Below are 12292 nucleotides of genomic sequence, written 5' to 3'. Positions count from 1 at the left end.
GGGGAGATGAAACCATGTCAGAAAATCATTTGCTTTCGCCAAACAGTGCTCCTCACAGCGATGTAGAAGACATTAAACGCAAAAGCGATTACTTGCGGGGGAGCCTGGTGGAAACACTGGAAGACAAAATTACAGGGTCCATCCCTGAGGATGATAACCGCCTGATGAAATTTCATGGCAGCTACATGCAGGATGACAGGGATCTTCGTAACGAACGGAGCAAACAGAAGCTGGAGCCGGCCTATCAATTCATGGTGCGCGTGCGTGCCGCTGGTGGCGTTGTCACACCAGAGCAATGGCTCATGATGGACGATATCGCCCAGCAGTTTGCCAATGGAACGATTCGCCTGACGACTCGTCAGTCTTTCCAACTGCATGGCGTGATCAAGTGGAATATGAAGCAGGTGATTCAAGAAGTAAACGAAGCCTTGCTTAGTACACTGGCTGCTTGTGGGGACGTCAACCGCAACGTCATGTGCAATCCGAATCCGTACCAGTCGGAAGTTCATCAAGAGGTTTACGAATGGGCAAAAAAAATAAGCAATCATCTCGATCCCCGTACCCGCGCCTATCATGAAATCTGGCTGGATGAAGAAAAGGTTGTCGACAGTCGGGATGGGGAAGAGCAAGAACCGATCTATGGGCCTGTTTATTTACCACGCAAGTTTAAGATCGGCATCGCCGTACCGCCTGCCAACGATGTGGACGTTTTTTCTCAGGACTTGGGCTTTATCGCCATTCATGAGGACGGTCGTCTGCTGGGCTTCAACGTTGCGGTCGGAGGCGGAATGGGAATGACCCACGGCGATCCAAAAACGTATCCGCAGGTGGCGCGGGTGATCGGCTTCGTCACACCGGAACAAGTCTTGGATGTCGCCGAGAAAACGGTCATGATCCAGAGAGACTACGGAGATCGCGCGGTGCGGAAGCACGCTCGATTCAAATATACAATCGACGACCGCGGCATCGAATGGTTTATCCATGAACTGGAGCAACGACTGGGCTGGGAGCTGGAGAAGGCACGCTCCTATCACTTCGAGCATAATGGCGATCGCTATGGCTGGGTGAAAGGGAGTGACGATAACTGGCATTTTACCCTTTTCATTCAGAATGGCCGTGTAAAAGACGAGGACAACTATCTCCTGAAGTCCGGCTTGCGGGAGATTTCCAAGGTGCATACAGGGGATTTCCGCCTGACGCCGAATCAAAATCTCCTCATTGGAAATGTCACCAGTGAAAAGAAGCCGGAAATCGAACAGATCATTCAAGCATACGGGCTCACCGATGGAACTTCCTATTCTGCACTGCGGAGAAACTCCATGGCTTGTGTTTCGTTGCCGACTTGCGGACTCGCGATGGCTGAAGCGGAGCGTTATTTGCCTACACTGCTGGATGAGGTCGAGCTGATCCTGGATGAGGTGGGTTTGCGCGATGAGGAGATCGTCATTCGCATGACAGGATGCCCAAATGGATGCGCAAGACCTGCACTCGCAGAAATTTCTTTTATTGGGAAGGCTGTCGGTAAATACAACATGTATTTGGGCGGTGGTTTCTCCGGCAATCGATTGAACAAGCTGTATCGTGAAAACATCGGAGAAGCAGAAATATTGAATGAACTACGGCCAATTTTAAATCGGTATGCGAAGGAACGTGAGGATGGCGAGCACTTCGGAGATTTCGTTATTCGGGCAGGGTATGTGAAAGAAGTAAGATCGGGACTCGATTTTCATGAGTAGTGTGGCTGCGAAGAGAAGACCATCCCGTTAAGGATGGTCTTTACCTTTGTCTTTTAGGCATCTCGTAGCTGCTGAATTACTTCCGCTGCGAACTGATCTGTAAACCGGATATGCCCATTTTCCTGTACAATCTGCCCTTCCTTCTTGCGACGGTCCAGCCATTCGCTAATCCATCCCGGGGCATAGCCGCCTTGACCGAATTCTCCACCAAAGGCGATCATTTTCTCATAGACAGCCAGGTACTGTTCGCGAGTGGTATCGGGATATGACTTTATGTATAGCCAAAATTGCACATCGTACATCAGATACGAGAGTTCATCCGCATGAAAAGAAAAATAGCCTTTTTCCTCTACAATCCGTGTACAAATGCTGCGTATTTTTTGATCGATTTGTTCCACTTCCGATACTGGCGTGCACAGCTCCTCTAGCAAGGAAGAAAACTTCCCGTGGGCCACTTTATAGAGAGCCGCTTCCTTATCCTCCTCGGAGGTATCGTATTCTTCTTCGCTCACCAAGCCCTTGATAAACGCCTCGAAATTTTCAGCCAGGAACGTAATCTCATAATCGCTTTCCTGATCGACGTGAATGACTTCGGGTTCACCATCTCTCCCGCATGCCCGGTAATCCAGCATGACTACGTCGTGACCTGCTGAAGGACAATCGCAGATGACGACTCCAATGTCGGGATATCCCCAATCCTCAATCATAAATGGACTGCCAAGATCCCCGCAAAGCGAATAACTTTTCTCACGGCCAATGCCGAGAATACCACTAATGGCAATGTGATCCTCAGCCCAGGAGGTAGGGTCCTCTGTTGGAAAGCAGGTGTTCTTTGGAATTCCGCCATTCTGCTGCTTCATTAGTGCAAGATAGGAGGCAGGGAGCTTGTATCCCAGCTCTTCCTCGATCGATGCGATCAGTTCATCCGTGGGTGGCTCGGATAGATAGGACTTTTTCGCGTACTCGCTGTCGTCCCAAAAGTCTTCAAGCGACATGTTCGAAAAAGGAACTTCCTCCGATCCAGAACCCTCAACAGCAGCAGCTCTTTTGGCAGCCATCCGAAGCTCTTGTCTTTGCTGCTTTTCCGCTTTTTGCAGGCTCCACCTTAACCATGATTCGGTATTCTGATTGCCCGGTTCTAACTTGTCTGAGGTACGGAATGATTGTGCGGCCTCTTCATATCGTTTCAAATGATAGAGGGCAAAACCTACCCGAAAGTGCCAGACTGGGTCTTGCTGACCTGCTTCAGCAATATTCTCCAATTGGTTGAGTGCTTCTTCATAATGCCCCAAGTTGTTATAAGCTCTGCCCAGTCGGCTGATTGCCTCATAGTCTCGTTCCTCCTCGGGGAGGCTTAACAGCGAGTCCACAATTTGCTGGTGTTCGTCTTCTTCATGCCAGCGATCCAACTGTTCGATAAGTGCCTGATCCATGGTAGCCTCCTAAACGATTCTTTTTCTTAGAAAATTTTCGGTGTTTAAGGGTTATTTCGACGCCAGCCACGCGAAGCTACTCCCATCTACCAAACAATTATGTATTCATATAAGATTAATTTATTTCGTGTCGTTTGTGCACTGCTAATCTAGAAGGGGTTAAACATTAAGGGGGCGTACAAGTTGAGTAAGATGGATATCCATGACGTATGGTTCGATTATGCCGCAGCCTTTGTGCAGAAAAAGAATGCTTCGGGCTGGAACACACTGACCTCACAGGAACAAGAGATTGCCGCCTTATGGTTGTTGGAAGCTGATGTATATAACGGCGGGTTTTTGCAGTTTTTTTGCAACTGGGGAGAAGAGGCATATATCTACGCGGTACGGGCCTTACAAGCCATCGGGGCAGTCCATGCACTCGAAATCGTCCAGTCGGGATATGCCTGCATCGAGCATTTATCGGAAGACAACCGCCTCACCCAACTCTGGGATATTCCACAGTTCCTTACTGAGGAAGAGGCAGAGCGGCTGGATAAGCTTGATCAGAGCTTCTGGGAAGACCAAGATCGCATTGCAGAAGTTGCACATCACTATTACGTACAGCAGTTGGGAATACCCACCCCATCATAAGGAGACGGGGGTGGGGACTATCAAGGAGACTCCGACACCTATTCGTCAGCACTGGCCTCTTCTGACTGAAGCATAAGCAGCAGCTCTTGAATATCGGGAGCGAGCTTATCATTCCCTTCCATAATTGCGGTGAAAACGGGAATGGCATCCTTTAGCAGCGAATAACTGAAAGAAAAATAGCTGAAAAATGCTTCCTGCTCATAACCCCGTGGCTCCTCTTCTTCCCACCATAATTCATCGTCTTCCTCGTCCTCTGGCCATAAGTACTTTTCGTCCAAGAGCTCGTTCATGGACTCAATCGCATTTTGTGAATCCATTTCGTCCACGTTTATAGCCGAAGCTACAGCCAAGTATAACTGAATTTCCTGCGAAGAGACCTGCTCTGGTTTTTGTTTGGCAAGCTCCTGCAGGAGAATCAGCAACACCCACGGCGTCGTCTGCCACAAGGTGCTTTGGTGCTCGATTAGACTGGCCAATTCCTCATATTGCCGGGTCTCAATAAGGCGAGGAATGTCCGTTCCTCTTCCATAGGCTGTCGTCAAACGCTGCCACGGAATGTTGTTTGTCAGGTGGGTCAAAGAGTTCATCTCCATCTCTCCTTAGACGTATCTCCATAATCTTTTTATTCTGGCTACTTATAAGGTCCTCATGCTCCGGGAAAAACTCGTATCACGGGATGCCTATATGAATAATAGTTTGATTTTGATAGAAGGTGAAGGTCTCACTCAACAAGTTCGTAGACTAGGCACCTATATTCTGTCCCATGGGATTTCCCACTTATTAATTCTGATAGTTACTGGTCATTCTTACTTCTTAAGCGAAGAGAAATTTGCTTGGACGTTCTACAAATAGATTTTTGTTGGTACTTAGTACACCGGGGGTAATTGTAATGTAAGCTGTAAATCTAAGCTAATAATGTATAATAAAGGCAGGATAATGAGTTGAAAAGTGTTAATCATCAAGTTCGCACTAAAAACGAATTTTGTTCCTGAATTGGTTTAATAGACTTTTGTAATATTACTTCTAAGCAATGGATTATCTTATAAATGAATCAATATTTTATAATTTGGGGTGCAAATACGTGAAGATAATAGATAAATCTGAAACTCGAAAGTTAGAACAGAAGCTAAAAAGATTAGCTAAAAATAATGAGGAACTAATTAATTACATTGCAGAAATGTATCGATCTGATGGTATCGTTTTTCACAGGTTATTGCTGCACTCAGGATACTTAATTGTAATGAAGCCAGATTGTATTGAGGTACTTTTGGAAAGATTAAGTAGCGATGAAGTAAACTATCAATATTATAGTGAAACACTAGAGTTTATCAGTTACTTATTGAGAAGAAAACAATATTATGATGATAAATTACAAGAGCTATTTGTAAGTAATAGTAAATATATTAATGTCGAATCAATCTTTACATATATTGAAAAAATACAAGAGAAGATGAAGCAGGGATTATCAATGAATGATGAAATACTTCCTGAGTTTGTCATTGAATCGCAATTTGAGCATATCCTAGAATCGTTTCCTGAAATTATAGAATTCATAAGAAAATATAAAGTTAATATTGACGGTACGAAAATAACGGCAAAACAGCTAGAGGTAAGCCATGAGATTATAAAACTTGTAGGTCATAAATCTAGTATTCGAACGAGTTTACTTTCTACTATGATGGAATTAACAAGTGTAAAGAAATGCAAAAACTTTAAGTATCAGGATAAAAATTTCGACTTCATTTATTTTAAATCCCATAATTTATCGTATTGGAAACAATTTGAAGTGTATCGGGATCTGAATTTTATGTTATATAAGAATTTTATAGAAAATGCCGACGAATTAGAGTTAATGAAAAGTAGTGGTCTTATCAAGGCCTTTTCAACTGAACTTCTTCATATAGATTGGGCTAAAAATACAGAATATTATTCAAGTCGAGTAATACATAATGCTGTGAAGTTATTGCAGCCAATGTATGGAGATATGGAACAAAATTTTACATTTGGGGATGAAGTTTTCAGTATTAATTCATTGATATTAGTGTTAAAAAAATTATATGAATTGCAGTTTAAAAAGGATGATTGTCTTGGTGAAAAATTAGAAATTAGCCAAATAACTAGATATGGAGAAAAAGCTTTAATGAGAGCGCTAGGCATTTCAAGCAAAAATGTTAGCCTCTTAAGGTTGCTTGCATTTGATATTAGCAACCTTGAACAAAAAGAACATCTTATAAGCTTTAAGCCGCTTATTCGTTTTGGAAAACTTTACTATTTAGTTCCCTCTCACTTTGATCAAGTTTCTATTGAGAAGTGTATTGATAAAATTATATCTACTGAAGTAAAAATATTAAATAGTAGTGATGGTCAAAAGGGATATGTATTTGAGGAGAATATCGAGGCTTTTTTTAAAGAATTAAATATTGAATTTGCAAGAGTTGCTCCTGATGAACATAAAGGTATACCAGAATTTGATGGGATTTTTTTACTAGATGACTATATCTTTTTTTATGATGCGAAGGCGTCGATTAAACCGGAAAATTTACAGGAGGCTTACAATAATCTCCAATCAGTTTTTTATAAAGGATATTATCAACTGATCAAGCGTACTAATGTTCTTCTAGACGAGAAAAAAAGAGGACTTATTAAAGCAAAAACAAAACTTGATATAGAAAACAAAAAATTAGCTCCGTTTTTATTGAGCAATCATTTTTATTTTAATGGTTATCGAGACTTAAAATTCACATATGGGGATAAAGAGAAACATATTCCAATAATTGATTTTAGTACTTTTAAAAAGATAATGTTAACAAAAAAAGTACCAATATGGATATATGATGAAAAAATTAATAAATACCGGAATGTAGAGCAAAGTTATAATTCTGCTGAAGAGTTGTATAATTATTTGTGTAATCAAATAGATGGATTAATGGTTACAGATGCTCCCTTCTATCAACTGACAGATGATTTGATAGCTTTCCAAATAGTAAAACCAATTGAGATATCAGGAGTTTTATCGTAATAAAAATCAAGTTTTGCACTATTTATCATACGGGAAAATGAAACATAAATGAGACTAAATGTAGAAAAGACGCAAGTCTTGTCTACATTTAGTTATATGAATAAGGTTTTAAGCTTCAAAAGCAATGGGTCAAAGCTTTGGCTTTTTGTTGCTTATAGTATGGTTACTTCCTCGATATTTACTAGTAATATATAATATAAATTCTTCATCGATTCAAAGTAATACTTGTTCGATTCTTTCTGTATTTAGACACTATATCTCTTTAACATCACTGCCTGAATCAATATCGTTTTCTATTTGCTTAAGGCCATGGTTTTTACGTGTTCTTCAGGCACTGTTTACGGAATCCTCCCTGTTTTACCAACATTAAATAGTTATTAATCCTCTAATTATAATAGATAATTGAATCAATAAATAATTTCTATGATATAGTTATAGTTGTGAAAGGTAAGATGTTTTCGTAGCGTCTTGCAACGGGGCAAGGAGCTACTACTTCTTTTTTACAAAAACAGTAGATAAGGAAGGGTAATATGAGCTCCATACAGCAAAAAACAGACGTTATTTTGATTGGTGCAGGGGTCATGAGCGCAACTCTAGGAGCATTACTGAAAGAATTGGCACCGGAGTTGGAAATCAAAGTTTTTGAGAAACTCGCAAAAGCAGGCGAAGAAAGCTCTAACGAATGGAATAATGCGGGTACTGGCCACGCGGCACTCTGTGAGCTGAACTATACATCCGAGAAAGCTGACGGGTCTATAGATATTGGCAAAGCAATTAAAATCAATGAACATTTTCAGCTGTCCAGACAATTCTGGGCTTACCTTGTAAAAAACAATCTCATCCAAAATCCGCAAGACTTTATCATGCCAATACCTCATATGAGTATGGTACAAGGCGAAAAGAATGTAAGCTTTTTGAAAAAACGTTTTGAAGCGCTGGCAAACAATCCTCTATTTCAAGGGATGGAATACTCCGATGACCCTGAAAAACTGAAGGAATGGATTCCACTCATCATGGAAGGCCGCGCATCGAATGAACCAATAGCTGCAACCAAAATCGACTCTGGTACCGATGTCAATTTTGGTGCTTTGACACGTATGTTGTTCGATTACCTGAAGACGAAAGACGTCGCGATTAACTACAACCATGCTGTTGAGGATATCAAACGTACGAGCGACGGCATGTGGAAATTGAAAGTGTACAATATGGCTACCGGTAACATCGAAGACCATATTGCCAAATTCGTCTTTATCGGCGGTGGCGGCGGAAGCTTGCATCTGCTCCAAAAAACCGGTATTCCAGAGTCCAAGCATATCGGTGGTTTCCCGGTAAGCGGATTGTTCATGGTTTGTAAAAATCAAGAAGTGGTAGAGCAGCACCATGCAAAAGTGTACGGTAAAGCAAAGGTCGGAGCTCCTCCAATGTCGGTACCGCATCTGGATACCAGATACATCGACAACAAAAAATCCTTGCTGTTTGGACCTTTTGCGGGATTCTCGCCAAAGTTCTTAAAAACAGGTTCCAATATGGATTTGATCACTTCTGTAAAACCGAACAACGTCATCACGATGTTGGCGGCAGGCGTAAAAGAAATGGCATTGACCAAATACCTGATCGAGCAAGTTATGTTATCGCATGAAAAGCGGATGGAAGAACTACGGGAGTTCATTCCGAACGCGAAAAGCGAGGATTGGGGTATCGTGGTAGCGGGCCAACGCGTGCAAGTTATCAAGGATACACCAGCTGGAAAAGGTACCCTTCAATTTGGTACAGAAGTGGTTAGTGCCGCTGATGGCTCCGTAGCTGCATTGCTCGGCGCATCTCCGGGTGCTTCTACAGCTGTTCAGGTTATGCTAGAGGTATTAGAAAAATGCTTCCCACAACGTATGGCTGAGTGGGAACCGAAAATCAAAGAAATGATTCCTTCTTATGGCGTGTCACTCTTGCAAAACGAAGAGCTTCTCCAAGAGATTCAACGTTCGACAGACGAGGCGCTTGGTCTTGTCCAAAAGGAACTGGCTTATAGTTAATTAGTTAATGGCAATCTTACAGTGAACCTTCGATCCGTTTTTGGATCGGAGGTTCTTTTTTTGATTTCGCAGAGTAGGAGTGGGGGAGATGAAGGAAGAAGGCCCCGCCATACACCATGGCGGAGCCTTCCTTTCTATGAAGCGTCATAGCAGACTACTCTACTACCGCTTCCAACGTCACTTTCACCTTCACAGTCTGCGTAACAGACTCATCTTCCTTAGAAGTAATCGTCACGTACAGCGTAACGGTCTCTTCCCCTTCGGCAGGAAGCTCCTTCAAAATCCCCTCGCCATCGATAAACGCCTCATCAGAGCTCTTTGTCACCTGATAAGTTACATCATCGCTTTCTTCCGGCAGGGCAAGCACTGGCTGATCCAGCTCTGTGGTGTTCGCAATCTCAATCTCGAATTGATCTACGGCTTCTTCAACCACCTTAGACAAGACCGCGTTTTTATTCGATGCCTTAATCATGAAGGATTTCCAAGCCTCGTATTCTTTTACAATCTGCTCACCCTTCGGCTTGTTTTGGTCAACGCTTCGACCGACGAGCTTCAGCTTGTATTTTCCTGGATCGAGCTTCTTCGCTACTTGGCCACCATCGTAGTAGGTACCATCGAGATTAGAGAAGGTGATAGGGCCTGGTGCAATCAGTGCGTAATTGTTGAACACGGATGCGAGGGTACCGATGTATTTATCGTCCATGTTCCATGCTTCAACAGAGATCTGGTTCACGTCTTTTGCTTGCAGCTCAGCTTCGAGTGTGAACGAATCCTCATTGCCATCGCCATCAGGTGTGATCGTCGTATCGGACAGCTTCAGGTTGTCGAAACCGAAGTTGGTATCCTCACGCTTGTCTCCCACGTGTACAGCAAACGGCAGGCGCAGGTCAGGGTTGCCTTTCGCTTTCAGCAGGACTTCCCCTTCATACACGCCGTCTTTTGCATCGGAGTCAACGGACAGGTTGAGCTCAAATGTGGTCGCATCGCCTTTTTTAGCGGAGATGGAATCATCGGAGATTTCCACATCGATGTCATCGACATCTGGCGATTTGGAGCCAGGCTTGTACGGATCTGTCGTGACGGATGGATGCATGATTACTTCTGCTTCGTAAGAAACTTCTTTCTTGGACAGGTTTTTCAGCTGGAGCGTTTTCGTGACGGTATTGCTGCCAGCCTTCAGCAAGCCAAAGGAAACGTTATCCGCATAGTACGGAATGGTCTTCGGCTCAAAATCTTCGCCCAAAATGGTGAGCTGCTCGACCGTTGTCAGAACAGCAGGTGTTTTCGCTGCGGCGTAGCCGTTCACACGGCCAGCACCTTGGGAGTACACATCGTACAGTAAGCCGTCTGGGCTATACAGCGGTTTTGAAGTGTTCGCGAGTGCTGCCTTGATATCGGCAGGTGTCCAGTCCGGATGTGCCTGTTTCAACAGCAGGGCAAGACCGGAAACGTGCGGAGCTGCCATGCTTGTACCGTTTAGACGGGCGTATGCCTTGTCGTACTTGGCGTCAGGGATAAGCTTGCTCCAAGATGGATAGCTGGACAGAACGGCTACACCTGGCGCAGCTAGATTCGGCTTGATGCTGTAATCGTCGCCCATGATTGGACCACGAGAGCTAAATCCAGCGATGCGGTCGCCCGGATCATTTGTGCTAGGGTAGTTTCCTGAGAACGTAAACGTCAGTGTTTTTGCTTTTTCAGGATCAGCCAGCAGCTCTTTTGCCAGTGTTCGGCCTTCCAGACCCTTCATGTCAAAGGTAGGGATCGCTTCGATCTGGTCACCCAGGATCGTGTTAACATAGCCTTCGCGATCACGGATATCTAGGTCGGCTTGGCCATCCCCGTCGACGTCGTTACCGTTAAAGACCACGATAGCGACAGCACCAGCTTTTCGGGCGTTTTCGATTTTTTCCGTGAAGCCGAGAGAACCACGGGAAACGAGAGCGACTTTCCCTTTTACATTTGCCTTTTCAAAATCGCTGCGAGAGCCAAGGTTGGCATAGACGACTGGGAGCGCTTTGGTTCCGATAATGGAGGAGAAGTTATCTTTTCTGACCTGCCATGCCATCACAGGGAATTCGTAATTGGCTCCAAAGGATGAGGTTGCTGAGCCGTCATATTGCATGGTAGGGGAGTCTACCGCTGCAACCGTGATCGGCAGCCTCGCTCCAGAAGGTGATCCTGCCGTGTAGTAATGTCTGCCGCGTTCATCGTCGGCTGAATTCCCACCCGATACAACCGTGATCACACCAGACAGCACCGCGTTATTCACAGCAATGGCATCTGGGGAGTCAGAGTCCTTCTCCATAGCGGAGCCAAGCGACAGGTTAATGACATCCATGCCGTCTTTCACCGCTTTTTCGATACCGTCGATGACCTGAGCGGAGCTACCGCCGCCTCGGCCCAATACGCGGTAGACGTAGAGGTCTGCACCGTAGGCAACCCCTTTTACCTGTACATCTGAGGTCTTGTTTTTGGCGCGTCCTACAATGGTGCCGGAGACGTGAGTTCCATGGCTGGAGCCTTCATATCCTTTTCCATCGCGATCCTCTTCCACAGGGATTGGTGCTTGTTCATAAGGGTCTTTGTCATTGTCGAAGGAGTCATATCCGCCTTTATAAGCATCCTTGAGATCAGGGTGCTTGTAATCGACCCCCGTATCGATGACGCCGACCTTCAATCCTTTCCCTGTCAAACCATCTTTCCACATATCGAGAACGCCGATTTGTTGGAGCGGGGCCTGATCCCATTTGGTAGACGATGCTTTCTCGCTGACGGCATCAATCTCAGGAAGCTCATAATACGTATTCTGATAAATGCGTTTCACCTGTGGCAATCCAGCCAGCTCTTCTAATTCGTCGGCTGACACTGTTACTTCCATACCGTTGAATACATGCTCAAACTTGCGCTTTACCTTCAGTTTGACCTTGTTGTCTTTTGCCTCATCGAGGAAAGATTCTTGCTCCTCCTCTACTTTTGCTCGCAACGATCTAACGGAAGATTCTGAACCTTCTTCGTGTTTAGCTGTGATCGAAGGCTCGCTGTTCAGCTCAATAATGACACTGACGTTTTTGCTGGAACTGGTGTTCAGCAGAGGGGAGATTTTCGAGATTTCGGAGCCAAGCTCTACTTCCGCATTGGTATATTCGTTTACTTTCTCCCAATCCTGTTCGCTAAACTCCGCCGCTGCCAGTGCATTGTAAGGAAGGCCACTCAGCATGAGTGATGCTGCAAGCGTAAGAGAAGCGAGAGTACGCATCTTCTTCATCGGTCCACTCTCCTTAAAAAATTATGTATAAGACGATTTGCATAAGTATTTCTCTTCCCGTAAGACTACTCCTTTTATTGGGAAAAAACTTTTTATCGAGCAAATTCGTCAAAAATAGACAAAATTGACTGTATTTTCAATCGAATAAAGGAGAATAAGGTAATAATTTGTTGTTT

7 protein-coding genes are annotated in these 12292 nt (G+C 44.2%); 4 read left to right on the top strand and 3 right to left on the bottom strand.

Annotated elements, in window-relative coordinates; genetic code table 11:
• The first annotated feature begins 14 nt into the window (after positions 1–14).
• Positions 15–1736, top strand: a complete 1722-nt coding sequence (gene cysI, locus HP398_RS20310) for an assimilatory sulfite reductase (NADPH) hemoprotein subunit (protein WP_173623499.1) — start codon at positions 15–17, stop codon at positions 1734–1736.
• A gap of 53 nt (positions 1737–1789) precedes the next feature.
• On the opposite strand, the gene HP398_RS20305 is transcribed toward cysI, so the two are convergent.
• Positions 1790–3169 carry an SMI1/KNR4 family protein gene (locus HP398_RS20305; protein WP_017246785.1) on the bottom strand — a complete coding sequence of 460 codons (1380 nt, stop codon included), beginning with the start codon at positions 3167–3169 and terminating at the stop codon, positions 1790–1792.
• Between the two features lie 183 nt (positions 3170–3352).
• Here HP398_RS20305 and HP398_RS20300 point away from each other — a divergent pair, with 183 nt between their 5' ends.
• A complete protein-coding gene (locus HP398_RS20300) occupies positions 3353–3799 on the top strand; it encodes a DMP19 family protein (protein ID WP_017246784.1) in 447 nt (148 codons plus the stop codon).
• Between the two features lie 38 nt (positions 3800–3837).
• On the opposite strand, the gene HP398_RS20295 is transcribed toward HP398_RS20300, so the two are convergent.
• On the bottom strand, positions 3838–4386 hold the full coding sequence (locus tag HP398_RS20295; protein WP_173623498.1) for a hypothetical protein: 549 nt from the start codon (positions 4384–4386) through the stop codon (positions 3838–3840).
• Positions 4387–4880: 494 nt separating this feature from the next.
• Between HP398_RS20295 and HP398_RS20290 the strand changes: the two genes are divergently transcribed.
• Positions 4881–6818 carry a hypothetical protein gene (locus HP398_RS20290; RefSeq protein ID WP_173623497.1) on the top strand — a complete coding sequence of 646 codons (1938 nt, stop codon included), beginning with the start codon at positions 4881–4883 and terminating at the stop codon, positions 6816–6818.
• A gap of 530 nt (positions 6819–7348) precedes the next feature.
• Positions 7349–8848 carry a malate:quinone oxidoreductase gene (locus HP398_RS20285; protein ID WP_017246782.1) on the top strand — a complete coding sequence of 500 codons (1500 nt, stop codon included), beginning with the start codon at positions 7349–7351 and terminating at the stop codon, positions 8846–8848.
• A gap of 154 nt (positions 8849–9002) precedes the next feature.
• On the opposite strand, the gene HP398_RS20280 is transcribed toward HP398_RS20285, so the two are convergent.
• Positions 9003–12116, bottom strand: a complete 3114-nt coding sequence (locus HP398_RS20280) for a S8 family serine peptidase (RefSeq protein ID WP_173623496.1) — start codon at positions 12114–12116, stop codon at positions 9003–9005.
• Between the last annotated feature and the right edge of the window lie 176 nt (positions 12117–12292).

Origin of the sequence: Brevibacillus sp. HB1.4B, assembly GCF_013284285.1 — a bacterium.
In the GTDB taxonomy this organism is placed as follows: Bacteria; Bacillota; Bacilli; order Brevibacillales; family Brevibacillaceae; genus Brevibacillus; species Brevibacillus porteri.
The sequence above is the reverse complement of the archived record's forward strand: the minus strand, read 5'-3'. Positions and strand labels throughout refer to the sequence as shown.